The organism is Micromonospora maris AB-18-032 (assembly GCF_000204155.1).
Taxonomy (GTDB): Bacteria; Actinomycetota; Actinomycetes; order Mycobacteriales; family Micromonosporaceae; genus Micromonospora; species Micromonospora gifhornensis.
The window spans coordinates 5,964,384-5,984,224 of the sequence record NC_015434.1 but is presented as its reverse complement, the minus strand read 5'-3'; the positions used below and the strand labels follow the sequence as shown (position 1 = coordinate 5,984,224).

Sequence of the window (19,841 nt, the reverse complement as noted above, 5' to 3'; positions counted from 1 at the left end):
GGCCGGGCGCCGGGGGCCGGGGGCCGGGGGCCGCGAGGGGGCGGGGCGGGGGTGGGGGGTGGGTTAGCGGAGGTGGCCGGTGCCGGTTACTACGTACTTGGTGCTGGTCAGTTCGGGGAGGCCCATGGGGCCGCGGGCGTGCAGCTTCTGGGTGGAGATGCCGATCTCGGCGCCGAAACCGAATTCGCCGCCGTCGGTGAACCTGGTCGAGGCGTTCACCATGACTGCGGCCGAGTCGACGCGGGCCACGAACTCCCGGGCGGCGGACTGCGAGTCGGTGACGATGGCCTCGGTGTGGCCGCTGCCGTACCGGCGGATGTGCGCGACCGCCGCGTCGAGGGAGTCGACGACGGTGACCGAGATGTCGGCGCTGAGGTATTCGGTGGCGAAGTCTTCGTCGGTGGCGGGGACCACCGCGTCGGAGAACCGGGCCACCTCGGCGGTGCCGTGTACGGTCACGCCGGCCTCGGCGAAGGCGGCCAGCATCGGCGGCAGGAAGTCGTCGGCGACGGCCGCGTGCACCAGCAGCGACTCGGCGGTGTTGCAGGTGGACAGCCGCTGCGTCTTGGCGTTCAGGGTGATCGACACGGCCATCGGCAGGTCGGCGGCGTCGTCGACGTAGACGTGGCAGTTGCCCACCCCGGTCTCGATCACCGGCACGGTGGACTCCTCGACCACGGTCCGGATCAGCGACGCCCCGCCGCGCGGGATCAGCACGTCCACCAGGCCCCGGGCGCGCATCAGTTCCTTGACCGAGTCGCGGGTGCTGGAGTCGAGCAGTTGCACCGCGTCCGCGGGCAGGCCGGCACTGACGATCGCGTCGCGCAGCACCGCCACCAGCGCGGCGTTGGAGTGGGCAGCCGACGAGGAGCCGCGCAGCAGCGCCGCGTTACCGGACTTCAGGCAGATGCCGGCAGCATCCACGGTGACGTTCGGCCGCCCCTCGTAGACGATGCCGACCACGCCGAACGGCACCCGGATCTGCCGCAGCTCCAGCCCGTTGGGCAGGGTCGAGCCGCGTACCACCTCACCCACCGGGTCGGGCAGCGCGGCCATCTGGCGCAGCGCGTCGGCGATGCCGGCCATCCGGCCCTCGTCGAGGGCGAGCCGGTCCAGCACGGCCGCGCTCAGTCCGGCTTCGCGTCCGGCCGCCAGGTCCGCGGCGTTCGCGGCCAGGATCTCCGGGGTACGTGCCACCAGCGCGTCGGCCATCGCGTTCAGCGCGGCGTCCTTGGCGGTACGCGTCGTTACCGCCAGCGTCTCCCCTGCGGTCCGTGCCCGACGTGCCTGCTCGCTCACGCTCATCCCATGCTCCTCACAGTGTTAGGAAGGGGCCCTTGTAATACGCCAGGCGTTAATAAGGGGCCCTTCCTTACCAGCATCTACAGCAGTACGAGGTCGTCGCGGTGGACGACCTCACGTTCGTACGCCGGGCCGAGCGCCGCAGCAAGGTCGGCGGTGGAGCGTCCGAGCAGGCCGGGCAGCTCGACCGCGTCGTAGTTGACGAGTCCTCGGGCGACCGGGGCGCCGGCGGTGTCGACCAGGTCGACGGGATCCCCGGCGGTGAACGCCCCGTCCACGGCGGTGATCCCGGCCGGCAGCAGCGACTTGCGTCGGCCGACGACGGCGGCGACCGCACCCGGGTCGAGGTGCAGCCGGCCCCGGGGCGAGGTCGCGTGGGCGAGCCAGAACAGCCGGGCCGCCGGCCGTTTGGAGCTGGGGTGGAAGAAGGTGCCGACCGGTTCACCGGCCAGCGCCGCAACGGCCTGCGTGGCGGAGGTGAGCACCACCGGGATGCCGAATCCGGTGGCGATCCGGGCCGCCTCGACCTTGGTCACCATGCCGCCGGTGCCGACGCCGGAGCGGCCGGTGCCGCCGATGTCGACGCCGGCCAGGTCCGACTCGTCGCGTACCTCGGCGATGCGGCGTGCGCCGGGGCGCGACGGGTTGCCGGTCCAGAGGGCGTCGACGTCGGAGAGCAGCACCAGCAGGTCGGCGTCGACGAGCGCGGCCACCAGAGCGGCCAGCCGGTCGTTGTCGCCGAATCGGATCTCTTCGGTGGCGACCGTGTCGTTCTCGTTGACGATCGGTACGGCCCGCAGGTCGAGCAGCTTGCGCAGGGTGCGGTACGCGTTGCGGTAGTGCGCCCGTCGGGTCACGTCGTCGACGGTCAGCAGCACCTGGCCGACGGTGCGACCGTGCCGCGCGAACGCGGCGGCGTACCGGCCGATCAGCAGGCCCTGGCCGACGCTCGCGGCGGCCTGCTGGGTGGCCAGGTCGCGCGGACGCCGGGCCAACCCGAGCGGCGCGAGACCGGCGGCGATCGCGCCGGAGGAGACGAGCACCACCTCGCGGCCGTCGACGGTACGCGTGTCGAGCGCGTCGACAAGCGCGTCGAGACGCTCGTCGTCCAACCCGCCGGTGGCGGTGGTCAACGAGGAGGAACCGATCTTGACGACGACCCGTCGGGCCGTGGTGACTGCGTCGCGCACCCGCCTATTCTGCGCTGTCGTCGGTGAGCCACCCGTCGGCGTTCCCATACTCTGGCTGGTCGTGACACCAGACGAGTACGTCGAGGCGGTGCTGGAACTGGTCGACCGGATCCCGCCCGGTCGGGTGATGTCGTACGGGGCGGTCGCCGACGCGCTCGCCGAGCGCTCGGGTCGGGCGTCCGCCCGGCTGGTCGGCTCGATCATGGCGCGGCACGGTGCTGCCGTCGGATGGCACCGGGTGGTCAACGCCAGCGGTGCGATGCCGGCCCGGATCGCTGCCGAGGCGCGGGCGCGCTGGCTCGCCGAGGGTACGCCGCTGCGCCAGGACCGGGTGGACATGAGAGCCGCCGGTTGGCGGCCCGGTGAGGGGGTGTGACGAGAGCCATGACGTGAGTAACATTCGGCGCCATGACCGCACCGCCGAGTGGATCCGGCGCACCGGCCCTGCCCCGCAAGGTGCACGCCGGCTATGCGCTCGGCTCGCTGGCCACCGGGGCGTTCGGCACCGTGCCGGGGCTGTTGCTGCTGCCGTACCTGACCGACACGCTCGGCGTGGCCGCGGGCGTCGCGGCGTTGCTGGTGCTCCTGCCGAAGGCGTGGGACGTGCTGGTCAACCCGGTCGCCGGGCGGATCTCCGATCGGACCCGCTCCCGCTGGGGTGCCCGGCGGCCGTACCTGCTCGTCGGTGGGCTGGCGCTGGCCGTACTCTTCGGGTCGATCTTCGCGGCGCCGTTCGGTGCCGGGTCGGCGGCCGGGGCGTACGTCGCCGTCGCCTTCCTGGCCACGGCGACCGCGTTCGCCTTCTTCCAGGTGCCGTACGTGGCCATGCCGGCCGAGTTGACGAGCGACTACGCCGAACGTACCCGGATGATGACCTGGCGGATCGCGGTGCTGGCGCTTGCCATCCTGGTCTCCGGTGCGGTGGCCCCGCTGGTCCGTGACGCGGCCGGCGGTGGCCTGTCCGGACACCGCTGGATGGGGCTCTTCGTCGCCGCGCTGATCGCGCTCGGTGCGGTCGGCGCGTTCCTGGGCACCCGGTCCGCGCCCCAGCAGGTGGTCACCGAGAGCGAGCCCAGCCTGCGGGCCCAACTCGCGGTGGCCGGCCGCAACCGGCCGTTCCGGGCGCTGCTGCTCTGCTTCGTGGTGCAGTCCGCCGGGGTGGCGACGATCCTCGCCGGGGTGCAGTACTTCGCCGACCAGATCCTGCGCGACCCGAAGACCGGCCCGACCCTGCTGTTCCTCTGTTTCGTCGGGCCCGCGCTGGTGGTGATGCCACTGTGGTCGCGGGTGGGAGCCCGGCTGGGCAAGCTCGCCGGGCTGGTGATCGCGTCGCTGATCCTGGCCGGCGGTGGGCTGGCGCTGGTCGCCGCGCCGCTGCTGCCCGCCGCCGTGATCTACCTGCTGGTCGCGTTGATCGGGGTCGGGTACGCCGGGCAGCAGGTGTTCGCGCTGGCCATGCTCCCGGACTGCATCGCGTACGACACCGCCCGCACCGGCCGCCGTCAGGCCGGCGTCTTCACCGGCCTGTGGACCGCCGGGGAGACCTTCGGCCTGGCACTGGGCCCAGGCATCTACGGCCTGGTGCTCGCCCTGACCGGCTACGTCTCCTCCACCACCGGCACCTCCGCCGCCCAGTCCGACACCGCCCGTCTCGGCGTCCTCCTGGGCTTCACCATCCTCCCCGCCCTCCTCATCGCCCTGGCCAGCCTCCTCCTCCGTCCCTACAACCTCACCGAAGCCCTCCTCACCACCCTCCCCACCCCCACCCCTTTGTCCGCCGATCATGGAGTTGTGGTCGGGACAAAAGCCGCTAACCACCATGAAGAGGGGACGACAAGTCCATGATCGACGAGAGTATGGGGGCGCTGCCCGCGCGCGGTGTGGCGGCGGAGCGGGTGTTGGGGGAGGTACGGGAGCTGCGGGGGCTGGATCGGCCTACGCATGGGGGGCGGTTGTTCGCCTATGTGTACGACCCGGGGGTGGCGGGGCTGGATGAGTTGGCTGCCGCCGCTTACGCCGAGAGTGCACATGTCAACGGGCTCGATCCGACTGCTTTTCCGTCGCTGTTGGCGATGGAGAACGCGCTGGTGGGGGCGGCGGCCCGGGTGCTCGGCGGTGGGCCGGGCACGAGTGCGCCGGAGGTGGTCGGCAGCGTGACCAGCGGTGGCACCGAGTCACTGATCCTCGCCGTGAAGACGGCCCGGGACGCCCGGCCGGAGATCGACGCGCCCCGGATCGTGGTGCCGGCGAGCGCGCACGCGGCGTTCGCCAAGGCGGCGCACTACCTGCGGGTGGAGATCGATTCGGTGCCGATCGACCCGGAGACGCTCCGGCCGGCGGTCGCCGACGTGGCCGCCGCGATCGGTCCCGAGACGGTCCTGGTGGTCTGCTCCGCCCCGTCGTACGCGCACGGTGTCATCGACCCGGTCGCGCAGATCGCCGAGGTGGCCGCCGCAGCCGGGGTGCGCTGCCACGTCGACGCCTGCTTCGGCGGCTGGACCCTGCCGTACCTGCGCCGCCTCGGCGAGCCGGTGCCCGCGTTCGACTTCGCCGTACCCGGCGTCACCTCGATCTCGGTGGACCTGCACAAGTACGCGTACGCCCCGAAGGGCGTCTCGGTGCTGCTGCATCGCGATCCGGCGCTGCGGGCACCGCAGTACTTCGCGTACGCCGACTGGCCCGGCTACACGATGATCAACCCGGTGATCTCCTCGACCCGTTCGGGTGGGCCGATCGCCGCCGCGTACGCCACCCTGCGACACCTCGGCGACGACGGCTACCTGGAGCTGACCCGACGGACCCGCGACGCCGTACGGGTGCTGGCCGACGCCGTACGCGAGGTCGACGGGTTGCGGCTGATCACCGAACCGGAGTCGACTGTCGTCTGCTTCACCAGCACCGACTCCGGGCCCGACCTGTTCGTCCTGGTCGACGAGTTGGCGGCCCGGGGCTGGCACACCCAACCCCAGCTCACGTACGCCGGACTGCCGCGCAGCGTGCACCTGACGGTGACCGCGGCGGTGGCCCCCCGCGCGGCGGAGTTCGCCGCCGACCTGGCCGAGGCGGTCGCCGCGGCCGCAGTCGCCGGGCCGGTCACCCTGCCACCGGAACTACTCGCGCTGGCCGGTGCGCTCTCCCCGGAGGCGCTCACCGGTGACCTGGTCGCGGGCCTGGCCGCCGGGCTGGGCCTCGGCGTGGTCGGCGGGCCGGACTCCGGCGCAGGCGGTGGGCTGCCGGAGCGGATGGCGCCGGTGAACACTCTGCTCGACGCCGCGCCACCGGCGCTGCGCGAGCGGCTGCTCGTCGAGTTCGTCAGCCTGCTGCAACGCCCGTCCTACTGACCGGCCGGTGTTAGGAAGGGGCCCCTGTACAACGCCAGGCGTTAACAGGGTGCCCTTCCTTACCGAAAGGGCTGTGGTTGACTGTCGGGGAAACGGAAGGGGGCGGTCGTGCAGCTGCCGGCGGTGCTCGGCGAGCCGATCCGGTTCGTGCTCAACTGGGGCCGGCGCTACTCGCTCTGGGTCTTCAACTTCGGGCTGGCCTGTTGCGCCATCGAGTTCATCGCGACGAGCATGTCCCGGCACGACTTCATGCGTCTCGGCGTCATCCCGTTCGCGCATGGCCCCCGTCAGGCCGACCTGATGGTGGTCTCCGGCACCGTCACCGACAAGATGGCCCCGGCGATCAAGCGGCTCTACGACCAGATGCCCGAGCCCAAGTACGTCATCTCCTTCGGCGCCTGCTCCAACTGCGGCGGCCCCTACTGGGACTCGTACTCGGTGACCAAGGGTGTCGACCAGCTCATCCCGGTCGACGTCTACGTGCCGGGCTGCCCGCCCCGGCCCGAGGCGCTGCTGCACGGCATCCTCCGGCTCCAGGAGAAGATCGCCGCCGAGCAGTCCGGCATCGGCGGGGTGCCGCGCCCCGACCCGCTCGCCCCGCCCACCGACACCGCGCCCGGCGACCTTTCGCCCGGCGGCGGCGTGATGCCGCGCTCCACCGCCTCGCTGACCGCCCCGCCGGTCCGCCCGCCGAACGCCTGATCCGCCGTCGAGGTGGCGGCCGGGAGCTAGCGTACGGATCATGACCGACCTCGCGGAGAAACGTTCCGCCTTCATCGTCGAGGTGCTGGCCCAGGAGTTCGGCGCGCTGATGGCGCTCGACCCGGCCGCCTTCCGCCGTAAATTCCGCAAAATGGCTGCCTCCCCGTTCGCCTTCTACCGGGGCAGCGCCAGCCTCTTCTACGCCGACCAGCGTGGCGACTTCGCCGACGACCGCTTCCTCGACGACCAGACCAGTCGAGTGTGGATCCACGGTGACCTGCACGCGGAGAACTTCGGCACGTACATGAACGGCTCCGGCCAGCTCGTGTTCAACGTCAACGACTTCGACGAGGCGTACGTCGGACCGTTCACCTGGGACCTGCGACGCTTCGTCGCCAGCGTGGCGCTGATCGGCTACACCAAGGCGCTCTCCGACCGGGTGATCAGCGAGCTGGTGGCGGGCTTCGCCGAGAGCTACCTGACCGAGCTGCGGGCCATCGCCGAGGGCGGTGACGACGCCATCGGGTCGATCACCCTCGACAACGCCGACGGTGTGCTGCGCCGGGTGCTCCAGCAGGCCCGGCTCAACACCCGGGTCGACCTGCTGCGGGAACAGACCACCATCGACGCGTACGAGCGGCGGTTCTCCCTGCGCGACGGGGTGTACGAGGTCGACGGCGACGTACGGGCCAAGGTCTGTGCGGCGTTCGAGGCGTACCTGGACACCCTGCCGGCGGCGACCGCGCAGAATCGGCCCCTGGCGGCGCAGATCAAGGACGTGGTGCTGCGCAAGGGCGTGGGCATCGGTTCGGCCGGGCTGCCCTCGTACAACCTCCTGTTGGAGGGGCACACGCAGGCGCTGGAGAACGACGTCATCATCTACATGAAGCAGGCCCAGGTGCCGGCGGTCGCCCGGCACGTCGACGACGAGGGGGTCCGCGGCTACTTCCGGCACCAGGGCCACCGCACCGCCGAGTCGCAGCGGGCCCTGCAGGCGCACGCCGACCCGTGGGTGGGCTTCACCGAGCTGGACGGGGTGGGTCAGCTCGTGGCCGAGGTCTCCCCGTACGCCGCCGACCTGGACTGGGCCGACGTCAACGAGCCCGAGGAACTGGCCGGGGTGCTGGCCGACCTGGGTCGGGCGGTCGCCCGGATGCACTCGGTCGCCGACGACGAGTCCAGCCACGACCTGGTCGACTACTCGACCGAGGAGGCGATCGTCGCGGTGGTGGCCGCCGACCCGGCCGGCTTCGTCGCGCACCTGGTCGACTTCGCCCACGCGTACGGGGTCCGGGCTCGCCAGGATCACCAGCTCTTCGTCGACCTGTTCCGCAACGGTCGGCTGCCCGGCATCTGACGCGGTGTCCTCCCCCGGTCGGCGGGTCAGGCGGTGAAGTCGAGGACCACCTTGATGTCCTGCGGGCCGGGGGAGTACGCGGCGGCGTACTCGGACAGCGGCACCCGCCGGGTGATCAGCGAGGCCAGCCACGACCGGTCGGCGCGGGACAGCGCCTTGGCGGCCTCGTCCCAGTGCCGCCGGTTGGCGTTGACCGAGCCGAACACCACGTTGTTCTCCAGGACCAGGGTGCGGTTGAGCGAACCGGCGTCGAGGTCGACGGTCCGGCCGCCGCTGGAGACCCCGGCCAGGCAGACGATCCCGGTGGGCGCGACCTTGTACATCGCTTCGAGGACGACCGCCGGTGCGCCGGTGCACTCGACGATGACGTCCGGTTCGAAGTCGAGCTTGTCGATCGAGCCCGCGTGGTAGGTGGCGCCGAGCGCACCCGCCAACGCCGGCTTCGGCCCGTCGGTGGCCAGGTCGAGCACGTGTACGGAGAGGCCGCGCTGACTGGCCAGCAGGGCGGCCAGCAGGCCGATCGGGCCGGCCCCGGTGATCAACGCCGTACGTGGCTGCCACTCCGCCCGCTGCCCGATGCGGAAGATGTGGTCCCACGCCTTGACCACCACGCTCGTCGGTTCGAGCAGCACGCCCACCTCGCCCAAGGCGGGGTCCAGCCCGACAGCGAACCGGGGCTGGACCCGCCAGCGTTGCCGGGCGAAGCCGGGCAACGCCTTGATGCCGTGCTCGGTGAACATGTCGTTGCGGCACATGTCCCACTCGTCGACCGCGCAGTTCGGGCAGGGCACCGGGTCGGGATGCCTGACGATCCCGGCCACCAGGTCGCCGGCTTGCAGGGTGCCGGTCGGGTCCTCGATCACCCGGCCCAGCGACTCGTGTCCGAGCACCAGATGATCCGTGCCGGGTGGGGCCTCACCGTACTTGCCCTCGATGATTTCGAGGTCGGTGCCGCAGACCCCCACCGCGACCGCCTCCACCAGGATCGACCCCTCCTCCGTGGTCGGCTCCGGGTAGTCGTCGAGCAACCGCAGCGAGCCGGGTACCCCTGGAATGACAGTCACAGCGCGCACGCCCCCATCCTGGTCGGCAGCCGCCGCACCCCGCCGGAAAAGCCGGGATTGCCACCCGGCCGCGTGCCCTGCCTTGTCGTCCACGTCGCACCGTGGTTTGGCGGTGGCGTCGCACCGCGGTTGGTGGTGGTGTCGCACCGGGGCAGCGCGGCACGCCGGGTGCGGCCATAGGATCAGCTGCATGACACCGGAAGAGGCCGGCCGGCGGCTCGTCGCGCTGCTTGCACCCGTCGAGGCCACCGCGACGGTCTCCGGAGGTCAGGCGCATGCGCGGGCCACCGTCGACGTACCTGCTTTCCGGTGGCGGGCGGCGCTGCTGGCGGCGCGGGACGACGCCGAGCTGGCCTGCGACTTCTTCGACTGGCTCTCCGCCGTCGACGAGCTGGCCGAAGGCTTCGACGTGGTGGTCCACCTCTGGTCGACCACGCACCGGCACGGTCTGCTGCTGCGGGCACGGGTGCCCCGGGCGACACCGACGATCGACTCGGTGGTGTCGGTCTATCCCGGCGCGGCCTGGCACGAGCGGGAGACCCACGAGATGTTCGGCATCGACTTCGCCGGACACGACGACCTGCGCCCGCTGCTGCTGCCACCGGAGTTCGAGGGCCATCCGCTGCGCAAGGAGTTCGTGCTCGCCTCCCGGGTCGCCAAGCCCTGGCCCGGCGCGAAGGAACCGGGCGAGTCCGAGGCGGGAGGTGGCCGTCGACCTATCCGGCCACCCGGCGTACCCACCCCGGGGGAGTGGGGCACCACCCCGACCCCGGCCGGTGCCGGTGGTGCCGGAGAGGGACCGCGCGGCGGCACCCCGGCTCGACCCGCCCGGGAACGACCGGCCCGTCCGGCCCCGGGCGCACGCACCCCCCGTACCCCTCCCACCCCCGGTGCCCCGGCCTCCCCCGAGGCTGGCGCGACCCCCGCTCCGGCGGGCGACGGCCCGGCGACCCACGTCGAGGGCGGGCAACCAGACGAGGGGGGTACGCCCTGATGCCACTGTGGCTGGAACTGGTGATCCGGATCGGCGGCGTGCTCGTCGCCTTCCTCGTGCTGCCGCTGCTGGTCGGACAGGCCGAACACAAGGTGATGGCGCACATGCAGGGCCGGCTCGGCCCGATGTACGCGGGCGGGTTCCACGGCTGGGCGCAGCTCGTCGCGGACGGGGTGAAGTTCGTACAGAAGGAGGACGTCACCCCGCGTGCCGCGGACCGGCCGGTGTTCCGGCTGGCGCCGGCGGTGGCCCTGGTGCCGTACCTGCTGGCCCTGCTGGTCATCCCGCTCGGCCCGAACGATCTGGTGGGGCAGCCGCTCGACGTCGGTCTGTTCTTCGTGCTCGCGGTGGTCGGCGTGGGCGTGCTCGCCGTGCTGATGTCCGCGTGGGCGTCGGCCAACAAGTACAGCCTGCTCGGCGGGGTACGCGGCGCCGCCCAACTGCTCGGTTACGAACTGCCGCTGGTGCTGGCCGCCGCCTCGGTGGCAATGGCAGCCGGGACGCTGAGCCTCTCCGGCATCGTCGAGGCCTGGCAGCCGTGGTGGCTGATCTGGCAGGCGCCCGCGATGGTGGTCTTCTTCCTTGCCGGGCTGGCCGAGATCCGCCGGCCGCCGTTCGACATGCCGGTGGCCGACTCGGAACTGGTCTTCGGCTACATGACCGAGTACACCGGCCTGCGCTTCGCATTCCTGCTGCTCGCCGAGTACGTCGGCATCGTGGTGATCGCCGCGCTGACCACCGTGCTGTTCCTCGGTGGCTGGCAGGGCCCGTTCGCCGACGCCCAGCTCGGCTGGCTCTGGACGCTACTCAAGATCGCCGCCGTCAGCTTCGTGATCATCTGGCTGCGGGTCTCCTATCCCCGCCTCCGCGAGGACCAACTCCAACGCCTCTGCTGGCTGATCCTCGTCCCCACCGCCCTGGCCCAACTGGTCCTCACCGCCGCCGTCCGCCTAGCCCTCTAAACCCACCACCCCCACCCCAGGGCGTCCCCGCACACCCCGCGAACTCTCACGCCCCGCCCCGCCCCGCCCCGCCCCCGGCCTCGGGCCGCCCCCGGTCCCGCGATCTTGCACTTTTGGTCGCTGCTATGCGGCTTATGCGCCTTTCGCGGCGACGAGAAGTGCAAGATCGCGGGACCGGGGGCGGCGCGGGACCGGGGGCGGCGCGGGACCGGGGCGGCGCGGGACCGGGGCGGCGCGTGCCTGGGGTGGCGCGAGCATGGGGTGTGGAGTGTGGGCCCGAGCGCCGAGCGCCGAGCGTGGGCTGTGCGCGGGGTCGGGGTTAGTGCAGGGGGGTGTGGGCGGGGTTGACCTGTTCGGTGGGGGAGGGGGGTGGTGGGGGTGTGCCGTTGCCGAAGGGGCGGCCGCCGAGAGCTTCGCGGTCGTGCGGGGTGAGCCAGTTCGACAGGTCGGGGCCCAGCGGCACCACCCCGGTCGGGTTGATGTCCCGGTGCACCTCGTAGTAGTGCCGCTTGACGTGGTCGAAGTCGACAGTGTCGCCGAAGCCGGGGGTGGTGAACAGGTCTCGGGCGTACGCCCACAGCACCGGCATCTCGCTGAGCTTCTGCCGGTTGCACTTGAAGTGGCCGTGGTACACCGGATCGAAGCGCACAAGCGTGGTGAACAGCCGCACGTCCGCCTCGGTGATGGTGTCGCCGACCAGGTAACGCTGCCCGGCGAGCCGGTCGCTGAGCCAGTCCAGCCGGTCGAACAGCCGGTGGTACGCCTTGTCGTACGCCTCCTGGCTGCCGGCGAAGCCGCACTTGTACACGCCGTTGTTGACGTCCCGGAAGACCACCGCGTTGACCTCGTCGATCTCGGCCCGCAGGTGCTCGGGATACAGGTCCGGGGCACCGGGTCGCTGGTAGGCGGTCCACTCGGTGGACAGGTCCAGGCTCATCTGGGCGTAGTCGTTGGTGACCACCTGCCCGGTCGGCACGTCGACGATCGCCGGCACGGTGATGCCGCGCGGATAGTCGGGGTAGCGGGCGAAGTACGCCTCCTGGATGCGTTCGATGCCGAGCACCGGGTCCCGGCCGCCCGGGTCCAGGTCGAAGGTCCAGCTCCGTGCGTCGTGGGTCGGTCCGGTGACGCCCATCGACAGGACGTCCTCAAGACCCAGCAACCGCCGTACGATGATCAGCCGGTTCGCCCACGGGCAGGCGCGACTCACCACCAGCCGATAGCGTCCGGGCTCGACCGGATAGCCGTCCCGCCCGTCCGCGGTGATCCGGGTGGTGATGTAGTTCTGGTCCCGGTTGAACTCCCCGCCCGGCTCCACGTACTTCCCGCCGGTCTGTCTCTGGCCCACGCCGTTGTCTGCCGTCATCGCCCTGCTCCTCGCCCACGCCGCCTGCCATGCCGGTCCCATCATGGCTGACACTGCGACCGCTGGCCCGGCAGAAGGGGCGGTGATCGAGCGGAAGCGCGGGAACCACCGTGCGATACCCGTCGGGCCGATCAGAGGTATCGGGGTGTCAACTGGGCCACGGACAGGTTCACCGAAAATGGCTCGCCGGTGTCGACGAACTTGGTCCACCGTCCGGTCTCGGTGTAGACCTCGTGCACCGGATCGATCCGGTGGGTGTGAACCACGAGACCGGCCGGATCGGTCTCGATCCGCCAGTAGTAGGGGATGCCGGCCTGGGCGTACAGCGCCGGCTTGAGGACCCGGTCGATCGAGCGGGTGCTCGGCGAGACGATCTCGACGGCGAGCACCACCTCGTGCGGCTCGTACCGCGCGGGTCGGCGTTGTGCCGCCGGTGCGGTGATGACCAGGACGTCCGGGACGAAGGAACGGGTGCGATCGATCCGTACCTCGACACCCTGGGTGACCTCGTACTCGTCGGGGCACTCCGCTTCGAGCGCGACGCCGAGTCGCATGGCGATGGTCTGGTGGGCGGCGGTGGGGGAGGGGGACACGAGCAGCACTCCATCGAGCAGTTCGCGGCGGCGGCCGTCGTCGGGCAGGGCGTCGAGGTCGTCCGTCGTCCACTCGCCCGACGGCGGTTGGTCGTCGTGCAGCGCGGCGGTCATCTGACGGGTCCTTTCCGATGTGTCGTTCTCCCCGTGGTCACGGTACAACCGGCAGAGCCCGGGTGGTGGTCGCGCGCGCCGTGCCCACAGGGCAGGATGGTCGACATGAGCGAGCGTCAGCGAGCGAATCATCGGCTCGGCGCATTGGTGCCTCGTGACGACACGGAGCGCAGCGGAGTGTCGGCATGAGCGAGCGAAGCGAGCCGGCGGGTGTGCCGGGCAGCGGGCTGGTCAAGGGGCTGGCGGTCACGCTCAAGACGATGACGAAGCGCTCCACCACCCAGCAGTACCCGGACGTCGCCCCCGAGCTGCCGCCCCGCTCACGTGGGGTGATCGCCCTGCTGGAGGAGAACTGCACGGTCTGCATGCTCTGCTCCCGCGAGTGTCCGGACTGGTGCATCTACATCGACTCGCACAAGGAGGAGGTGGCGGTGCCCGGCGCCGCCCGCCCTCGCCAGCGCAACGTGCTCGACCGGTTCGACATCGACTTCTCGCTCTGCATGTACTGCGGCATCTGCATCGAGGTCTGCCCGTTCGACGCGCTCTACTGGTCGCCCGAGTTCGAGTACGCCGAGTACGACATCAAGGACCTGCTGCACGACAAGGATCATCTCGGCGAGTGGATGGCGACCGTACCGCCGCCACCGGCACATGATCCGAACGGTGAGCCGGCCAAGGAGGAGACCGCCGCCGCGCGCAAGGCCGCGATCCCCGCCGCGTCCGCCGCCCGGCCGACCGCCCCGCCGGTACGCCCCGAGCCGGCATCCGGCGGTACGGCTGCGCCCGGCGACGGGGAAGGTGCTTCCGAGTGACCGGCGTGGACGTGCTGCTGCTCGCCCTGGGCGCGGTGGCCGTCGGGTCCGGGGTGTTGGTGGTGTCGACCCGGCACCTGGTCCGCGCCGGGCTCTACCTGGTGGTCTGTCTCGGTGCCGTGGCGGGCATGTATCTGGTGCTCACCGCCGAGCTGGTGGCCTGGGTGCAGGTGCTGATCTACGTGGGCGCGGTGGTGGTGCTGCTGCTGTTCGCGGTGATGCTCACCCGGGCGCCGATCGGTGCCTCGGACGATCTGGACCGTCCGGGGTGGCCGGCCGCGCTGATCGGCGGCGGGGTCGGGTTGGGGCTGGCCGCCCTGCTGATCGACGCGTTCCGCTGGACAACTGTGGAGCTGCCCGAGGCGGGCACCGCCGAGCGCATCGGCGAGCAGGTCTTCGCCAGTTGGGTGCTGCCCTTCGAGGTGCTGTCGATCCTGCTGCTGTCGGCGCTGGTCGGCGCGATCGTGCTGTCCCGCCCCGACATCGGCCGCACACCGGGGGACCGCGCTGCGCGGGACCGCACACCGGGAGACCGCACACCGGAAGACCGCACATCCGGGGACGAGCCGGCCGAGCGGGCCGGCTCGGGTGGCGAGGGAGGGGCCCGGTGAGACCGGTCATCCCGTACGTCACCGCCGCGCTGCTGTTCGGCCTCGGTGTGTACGGCGTACTGCGGCGACGCAACGCCGTGCTGGTGCTGATGGGTGTCGAGTTGATGCTCAACGCGGTGAACCTGATCCTGATCACCGCCGACACCACGACCCGGGCGCTGCTGCCGCACAGCGGCCAGGTCTTCGCGCTCTTCGTGATCGTGCTGGCCGCGGCCGAGATCGGGGTGGGGCTGGCGATCGTGCTCCAGCTCTACCGGATGCGGGCCAGCGTCGCCGTCGACGAGGTGCCGCTGGACACGGTGCCAACGGACGAGGTGCCGATGGACAAGGTGCCGTTGGAGGGTCAGCGGTGAGCACCACGACGCTGCTGGGCGCGCTGCTGCCGGTCGTACCGCTGGTCGCCGGTCTGGTCGGTCTGCTGCTGCCACCGGCCGCACGGGGCGCGACCACCGACCGGGACACCTCCCGGCGCGCGGCGATCGCCCTCGGTGTGGCCGGCGCGGCGGGTGCGCTGGTGCTGGCGGTGGCGCTGCTCGTCACTCTGGACGCCCCGACGGAGTCCTCGACCACCTGGATCCGCTTCGGCGAGCTCACCGTCACCCTCGGGGTACGCCTCGACGGCGCCGCCGCCCTGGTCGCCGTGGCGGTTGCCGCCGTGGCCCTGGCCGTGCAGGTCTACTCGGTCGGCTATCTCACGCGGGGGCCGCACGACGACACTGACGTCGACCACCGCTACCCGCCGTACGCGGCACAGATCAGCCTCTTCACCGCCGCCATGCTGCTGGTGGTGGTCTCCGGGGATCTGATCATGCTGCTGGTCGGCTGGGAGGTGATGGGCATCTGCTCGTACCTGCTGATCGCCCATGACCGGTGGCTGCCGCAGGCACCGGCCGCCGCGCAGAAGGCGTTCCTGGTGACCCGGGTCGGCGACGTCGGGTTCCTGCTCGGCATCGCGCTGCTCGGGGTCTCGGCGGGCAGCTTCCGCATCGCCGACGTGCTCGCCCACGACCACGGCACCGGCACGCTGACCGCCGCGGGTCTGCTGCTGCTCGCCGGGGTGGCCGGCAAGAGCGCCCAGTTCCCGCTGCACACCTGGCTGCCGGACGCGATGGCCGGCCCCACCCCGATCTCCGCGCTGATCCACGCCGCCACCATGGTGGCCGCCGGGGTGTACGCACTCACCCGGCTGTGGCCGCTGTTCGAGGCCACCCCCACCGTGCTGGCGGTGCTCGGGGTGATGGCGTCGGTGACGCTGCTGCTCGGCGCGTTCGCCGCCACCGCGCAGGACGACATCAAACGGGTGCTCGCCTGGTCGACGGTCTCCCAACTCGGCTACATGACCGGTGCGCTGGCCGTCGGCTCGCCGCCCGCCGCGCTGTTCCACCTGCTCACCCACGCCGCGTTCAAGGCGCTGCTGTTCCTCGCCGCCGGTGTGGTGATCCATGCTGTCGGCACCGCGGCGATGTCCCGGATGGGCGGGCTGCGGCACAGCATGCCTGTCACCTTCTGGTGCACGCTGATCGGGCTGGGCGCGCTGGCCGGCGTACCCCCGCTCTCCGGCTTCTGGAGCAAGGAGGGCGTGCTCGCCGCCGCCGAGGGTGCCGCCCTGCACGGCGACGGCGCGGCCCCGGCCTGGGTGGGCTGGCTGGTCTGGCTGGCCGGGCTGGTCGGTGTCGCCGTCACCGCCTGGTACGCCACCCGGCTGCTGCTGCGTACCTTCTTCGGCACGACCCGCACCCCGCTGACCCACCCGCACGACCCGCCTGCGCTGCTGCGCTGGCCGGTGCTGGCGTTGGCGGTGCCGGCGGCCCTGCTCGGCCTGGCCGGCTTCCCCGGCTGGTTCGCCACCCAGCTGCAACGCACGACGCCGTCCGACGCCGAGGGGGTGTCGGATCTGATGCCGCCGGACGGGCTGATCCACCTCACCCCGACCGTCCTGCTGCCCCTGGCGTTGCTGCTGCTCGGGGCGGGCCTGGCCGGGGCCGGTTGGCGGCGGGACACCGCCGCCGATCCGGCGGCGGCGCTGGGTCCGCTGCGGCCGGTCTTCGCCCGCGCGTTCCGCCTCGACGACGTCCAGCACACCCTTGTGGTACGCCCCACGACCGCGCTCGCCCGGGCGGCACGCGTCGCCGACGAGCGGGTCGTCGACGGCGCGGTCACCGGCACCGGCCGGGGTGCGGGTGCCCTCGGCGGCGGGCTGGCCACCCTGCACCGCTCCGCGCTGCCCCGAGCCGTCGTCGCGGTGCTCGCCGGTGCGTTGCTGATCGCCCTGGCCGCCACCCTGATCGGAGCAATGTGATGAGCCGCAGCGCATCGCGGGTCACATCGCGGATCGGAGCTTGCTGATGAGCTTCGGTGAGTTCCTGCTGGTCGCGGTCCTCGCGCTGCCGGCGCTCGGTGCCCTGGCGGTGGCGGCGCTCCCCCGCGACCTGCCCGCGCGGGTGGCCGGTACGGTGGCCGCCGCGCTGACCCTGGTCGCGGCGCTGGCGCTGGCCGTCGACCGGGCCGGCAGCTGGACCGCCTACGCGGCGACCACGCCGGCGGTACGCCCCTGGCACGCCCTCGACCTGCCCTGGGTGCCGGGCCTGGACCTGCGTTTCCACCTCGGGGTGGACGGCATCTCCTGGCCACTTGTGGTGCTGACCGCCCTGCTCACCCTGCTCTGCTGCGGGTACACCTGCTGGCGGGTGCCGGCCGGTGGCAGCGGGCGCGCCCTGGTGGCGCTGCTGCTGGTGGTCGAGGTGGGCATCCTGGGCACCTTCCTCGCCCTGGACCTGGTGCTGTTCTTCCTCTTCTTCGAGATCGTCCTGCTGCCGATGTACGCGATCATCGTCGGCTGGGGCGGCGACGGCACCGACCCGGCGGCGGTGGCGGCACGGCGTCGGGCGGCCCGCAAGTTCGCCCTGTACACCCTGTTCGGGTCGGTGCTGCTGCTGGTCGGGGTCTACGTGGTGGTGGCCGCCGCCGGTACCGCCGACATCGTCGCGCTGACCGGCGGCAACGGACTGGCCCGGGGCACCCAACTGGCCGCGTTCACGCTGCTCGCGGTGGCCTTCGCGGTGAAGAGTCCGCTCTGGCCGCTGCACTCCTGGCTGCCCGACGCGCACACCCAGGCCCCCACCGTCGGCAGCGTGCTGCTCGCCGGGGTGCTGCTCAAGATGGGCACGTACGGCCTGATCCGGGTGGCCGTCGGGGTGGCCCCGGAAGGGGCCCGCTGGGCGGCACCGGTGCTGGGCGTCCTCGCCGTCGCGGCGATCCTGATCGGATCACTCGTGTGTCTGGCGCAGACCGAGCTGAAACGGCTCATCGCGTACTCCAGCGTGGGGCACATGGGCTTCGTGCTGCTCGGGATCGCCACGCTGACCGCCACCGGCATCCAGGCGGCGCTGATCGGCAACGTCGCGCACGGCATCATCACCGGCCTGCTGTTCTTCCTCGCCGGAGCGATCAAGGACCGGACCCACACCGGGGCGCTGCGCGAACTGTCCGGGTTGCGGGAGACCGCGCCCCGGCTGTCCGGGCTGCTCGCCTTCGCGGCGGTCGCCTCGCTGGGGCTGCCCGGCCTGGCCGGGTTCTGGGGTGAGGCGTTCGCCGTGGTGGCCGCCGTCGAGGTGGGCGGCGCGCTGTGGATCACCCTGGCGGTGCTTGCCGCGTTCGGTGGTGCGTTGACGGCGGCGTATCTGCTGCGGCTGTTGCGGCAGGTCACCCACGGCCGTGCGACGCCTGCGGTGGCCGGGCTGAAACCAGGGCTGGCCGGGGCCGAGGTGGCCGCCTGGGCGCCGCTGGTGCTGCTCGCGCTGGCCGTCGGGCTGGCACCGACCCTGGTGCTGGGCGTCGCCGAGGCACCGGTGACGGCCCTGGTGGAGGTCCTGCGATGACGACGACCCGCGACCGCGCCGACGGGAGGCAGCCGTGAGCAGGGTGCAGAGCGTCGACAGTGTGGCGCTGCTGCCGGCGTACCTGGCCGCCGGGACGGCCGTGCTGGCGCTCCTGGTCGACCTGGTGCTGGCCCGCAGGACGGCGACGATCGTCGCGGCGGCCACCGGTGCACTCGCCACCCTCGTCGCGGCCGTGGCGGTCGGTGCCGGAGCCGAACGCCGTACCTTCTGCGTCGGGGCCGACTGCTCGTACGTCTTCGGTGGGCGGGCCGCGCTGGTGGCCGGGCTGGTGGCGCTGCTGGCGCTCGGGGTGTTGGCGTTGTCCGGGCCGCTGCTGCGCGACGGCGTGACCCCGGTGGGGGAGTTCTGCTTCCTGCTCGCCTGCTCGATGACCGGTGGCGTGGTGCTCGGCGCGGCCGGCGACCTGATCACCCTGATCGTGGCGGTGGAGGCCCTGACCCTGCCGCTGTACATCCTGGTCGGGCTACGCCGGGGGAGCCTGGCCAGCGCCGAGGCGGCGGTCACCTTCTTCGTGGTCAGCGTGGTGGCCACCACGCTCACCCTGCTCGGTGCGGCGCTGCTCTACGCGGTCACCGGCAGCCTGCACCTGGAACGGCTGGGCGCGATCCTGGCCGACCGCTCGGACCTGCTGGACCTGCCGCTGACCACGGTCGCGGTGACGTTGGTGCTGGCCGGGCTGGCGTTCAAGGTGGCGGCGGTGCCGTTCCACGCCTGGGCCCCGGCCACCTACGACGGGGCACCGCTGCCGGTGGCCGCGTACCTGTCGACGGCGTCGAAGCTCGGCGGGGTGGTCGCCCTGCTGGCCGTGGTGCAGCACGCGCTGCCGCTGAGCGTCGCGGGGCCGGTGCTGGCCCTGGTCGCCGCGCTGACCATGACCGTGGGCAACCTGGTGGCCCTGCGTCAGCGGCGTACGGTGCGGCTGCTGGCCTGGTCCTCGGTGGCCCAGGCGGGCTACATCCTGGCCCCCCTCGGCGCCCTCGCCCTGGCCGACGTCGACGCCCGTTCCACCGCGTACGCCGCTGCCCTGGCGTACGCCGTCTTCTTCGTGTTGTTGGAGTTGGCCGCCTTCGCCGGGGTGGTGGCGCTGCGCCCGGCCGGCGCGGACGGCGGACGCCTCGACGACCTGCGCGGCGCGGCCCGGCGGCATCCCTGGGTCGGCGCGGGCCTGGCGTTCGCGCTGATCGGGCTGGCCGGTCTGCCACCGGGGCTGGCCGGGCTGTTCGCCAAGGTGACGGTGGTGCGGTCGCTGCTCGGCGGCGACGCGGCCTGGCTCGCCCTGCTGGTGGCGCTGAACGCGGTCATCGGCCTGGCCTACTACCTGCGCTTCGCCGCGCTGCTCTACACCCCGACCGACAGCGCCCCGGCAGGCAGTGCCCCGGCCGGTGACGCGCCTGTCGGGGCGATCCGACCGGCCCGGGTGGTGGTGGCCGCGCTGGCCGTGGCGACCGCGATCGCCGTGATCGTCGGCTTCGCACCGCAACTGGTGCTCGACCTCGCCGGGAGCTGAATCCGGCCTGACCTGCCGGTTCATTCC

18 protein-coding genes are annotated in these 19,841 nt (G+C 72.3%); 13 read left to right on the top strand and 5 right to left on the bottom strand.

The features are described 5' to 3' along the window. Positions 1-63: 63 nt before the first annotated feature. Positions 64-1,305, bottom strand: coding sequence for a glutamate-5-semialdehyde dehydrogenase (locus VAB18032_RS26475; protein ID WP_013736000.1), 1,242 nt, complete (start codon positions 1,303-1,305; stop codon positions 64-66). Positions 1,306-1,382: 77 nt separating this feature from the next. Next, entirely contained in the window at positions 1,383-2,492 is a 1,110-nt protein-coding gene (proB, locus tag VAB18032_RS26470) for a glutamate 5-kinase (RefSeq protein ID WP_013735999.1), read from the bottom strand. A 61-nt stretch (positions 2,493-2,553) separates the two neighbouring features. Here proB and VAB18032_RS26465 point away from each other — a divergent pair, with 61 nt between their 5' ends. The 5 genes from VAB18032_RS26465 (at position 2,554) to VAB18032_RS26445 (ending at position 7,892) form a co-directional block, all read left to right on the top strand. Beyond that, a complete protein-coding gene (locus VAB18032_RS26465) occupies positions 2,554-2,868 on the top strand; it encodes an MGMT family protein (RefSeq protein ID WP_013735998.1) in 315 nt (104 codons plus the stop codon). 32 nt (positions 2,869-2,900) lie between these two features. Continuing rightward, entirely contained in the window at positions 2,901-4,337 is a 1,437-nt protein-coding gene (locus tag VAB18032_RS26460; protein ID WP_013735997.1) for an MFS transporter, read from the top strand. After that, positions 4,334-5,833, top strand: a complete 1,500-nt coding sequence (locus VAB18032_RS26455; RefSeq protein ID WP_013735996.1) for a pyridoxal phosphate-dependent decarboxylase family protein — start codon at positions 4,334-4,336, stop codon at positions 5,831-5,833. Before VAB18032_RS26460 ends, VAB18032_RS26455 begins: the two co-directional genes overlap by 4 nt. Positions 5,834-5,941: 108 nt before the next feature. Continuing rightward, positions 5,942-6,535 (top strand): NADH-quinone oxidoreductase subunit B, encoded by a 594-nt coding sequence (locus VAB18032_RS26450; RefSeq protein ID WP_013735995.1) that lies wholly within the window; start codon positions 5,942-5,944, stop codon positions 6,533-6,535. Positions 6,536-6,575: 40 nt separating this feature from the next. Next, positions 6,576-7,892 (top strand): DUF2252 domain-containing protein, encoded by a 1,317-nt coding sequence (locus VAB18032_RS26445; RefSeq protein ID WP_013735994.1) that lies wholly within the window; start codon positions 6,576-6,578, stop codon positions 7,890-7,892. 26 nt (positions 7,893-7,918) lie between these two features. On the opposite strand, the gene VAB18032_RS26440 is transcribed toward VAB18032_RS26445, so the two are convergent. Beyond that, on the bottom strand, positions 7,919-8,965 hold the full coding sequence (locus VAB18032_RS26440) for a glucose 1-dehydrogenase (RefSeq protein WP_043721978.1): 1,047 nt from the start codon (positions 8,963-8,965) through the stop codon (positions 7,919-7,921). 181 nt (positions 8,966-9,146) lie between these two features. On the opposite strand from VAB18032_RS26440, the gene VAB18032_RS26435 reads away from it, so the two are divergent. After that, the gene (locus VAB18032_RS26435) at positions 9,147-9,950 is read left to right on the top strand and encodes an NADH-quinone oxidoreductase subunit C (protein ID WP_013735992.1); all 804 of its coding nucleotides are present in this window, start codon (positions 9,147-9,149) and stop codon (positions 9,948-9,950) included. Beyond that, on the top strand, positions 9,950-10,912 hold the full coding sequence (locus tag VAB18032_RS26430; protein WP_013735991.1) for a complex I subunit 1/NuoH family protein: 963 nt from the start codon (positions 9,950-9,952) through the stop codon (positions 10,910-10,912). Before VAB18032_RS26435 ends, VAB18032_RS26430 begins: the two co-directional genes overlap by 1 nt. Positions 10,913-11,231: 319 nt before the next feature. Here VAB18032_RS26430 and VAB18032_RS26425 read toward each other — a convergent pair whose 3' ends face one another. Then, the gene (locus tag VAB18032_RS26425) at positions 11,232-12,278 is read right to left on the bottom strand and encodes a glutathione S-transferase family protein (protein WP_013735990.1); all 1,047 of its coding nucleotides are present in this window, start codon (positions 12,276-12,278) and stop codon (positions 11,232-11,234) included. 131 nt (positions 12,279-12,409) lie between these two features. After that, positions 12,410-12,985, bottom strand: a complete 576-nt coding sequence (locus VAB18032_RS26420) for a Uma2 family endonuclease (protein ID WP_013735989.1) — start codon at positions 12,983-12,985, stop codon at positions 12,410-12,412. 185 nt (positions 12,986-13,170) lie between these two features. On the opposite strand from VAB18032_RS26420, the gene VAB18032_RS26415 reads away from it, so the two are divergent. The 6 genes from VAB18032_RS26415 to VAB18032_RS26390 are packed head-to-tail and all read left to right on the top strand — an operon-like array spanning position 13,171 to position 19,814. Further along, positions 13,171-13,797 carry a NuoI/complex I 23 kDa subunit family protein gene (locus tag VAB18032_RS26415; RefSeq protein WP_013735988.1) on the top strand — a complete coding sequence of 209 codons (627 nt, stop codon included), beginning with the start codon at positions 13,171-13,173 and terminating at the stop codon, positions 13,795-13,797. Then, a complete protein-coding gene (locus tag VAB18032_RS26410; RefSeq protein WP_013735987.1) occupies positions 13,794-14,408 on the top strand; it encodes an NADH-quinone oxidoreductase subunit J family protein in 615 nt (204 codons plus the stop codon). Before VAB18032_RS26415 ends, VAB18032_RS26410 begins: the two co-directional genes overlap by 4 nt. Continuing rightward, positions 14,405-14,761 (top strand): NADH-quinone oxidoreductase subunit NuoK, encoded by a 357-nt coding sequence (gene nuoK / locus VAB18032_RS26405; protein ID WP_013735986.1) that lies wholly within the window; start codon positions 14,405-14,407, stop codon positions 14,759-14,761. The genes VAB18032_RS26410 and nuoK overlap by 4 nt, the downstream gene beginning before the upstream one ends. Continuing rightward, on the top strand, positions 14,758-16,707 hold the full coding sequence (locus tag VAB18032_RS26400; RefSeq protein ID WP_013735985.1) for an NADH-quinone oxidoreductase subunit 5 family protein: 1,950 nt from the start codon (positions 14,758-14,760) through the stop codon (positions 16,705-16,707). Before nuoK ends, VAB18032_RS26400 begins: the two co-directional genes overlap by 4 nt. A gap of 46 nt (positions 16,708-16,753) precedes the next feature. Next, on the top strand, positions 16,754-18,286 hold the full coding sequence (locus VAB18032_RS26395) for a complex I subunit 4 family protein (protein WP_013735984.1): 1,533 nt from the start codon (positions 16,754-16,756) through the stop codon (positions 18,284-18,286). A gap of 34 nt (positions 18,287-18,320) precedes the next feature. After that, complete coding sequence (locus tag VAB18032_RS26390; RefSeq protein ID WP_043721974.1) at positions 18,321-19,814, top strand: NADH-quinone oxidoreductase subunit N; 1,494 nt, start codon at positions 18,321-18,323, stop codon at positions 19,812-19,814. Positions 19,815-19,841: the final 27 nt, after the last annotated feature.

What these genes read in the sequence shown, in the direction of transcription:
- VAB18032_RS26475 (WP_013736000.1), bottom strand. Translation starts at nt 1,305, where the DNA reads ATGAGCGTGAGCGAGCAGGCACGTCGGGCACGGACCGCAGGGGAGACG.
- VAB18032_RS26460 (WP_013735997.1), top strand. Translation starts at nt 2,901, where the DNA reads ATGACCGCACCGCCGAGTGGATCCGGCGCACCGGCCCTGCCCCGCAAG.
- VAB18032_RS26455 (WP_013735996.1), top strand. Translation starts at nt 4,334, where the DNA reads ATGATCGACGAGAGTATGGGGGCGCTGCCCGCGCGCGGTGTGGCGGCG.
- VAB18032_RS26445 (WP_013735994.1), top strand. Translation starts at nt 6,576, where the DNA reads ATGACCGACCTCGCGGAGAAACGTTCCGCCTTCATCGTCGAGGTGCTG.
- VAB18032_RS26435 (WP_013735992.1), top strand. Translation starts at nt 9,147, where the DNA reads ATGACACCGGAAGAGGCCGGCCGGCGGCTCGTCGCGCTGCTTGCACCC.
- VAB18032_RS26430 (WP_013735991.1), top strand. Translation starts at nt 9,950, where the DNA reads ATGCCACTGTGGCTGGAACTGGTGATCCGGATCGGCGGCGTGCTCGTC.
- VAB18032_RS26425 (WP_013735990.1), bottom strand. Translation starts at nt 12,278, where the DNA reads ATGACGGCAGACAACGGCGTGGGCCAGAGACAGACCGGCGGGAAGTAC.
- VAB18032_RS26420 (WP_013735989.1), bottom strand. Translation starts at nt 12,985, where the DNA reads ATGACCGCCGCGCTGCACGACGACCAACCGCCGTCGGGCGAGTGGACG.
- VAB18032_RS26415 (WP_013735988.1), top strand. Translation starts at nt 13,171, where the DNA reads ATGAGCGAGCGAAGCGAGCCGGCGGGTGTGCCGGGCAGCGGGCTGGTC.
- VAB18032_RS26395 (WP_013735984.1), top strand. Translation starts at nt 16,754, where the DNA reads ATGAGCTTCGGTGAGTTCCTGCTGGTCGCGGTCCTCGCGCTGCCGGCG.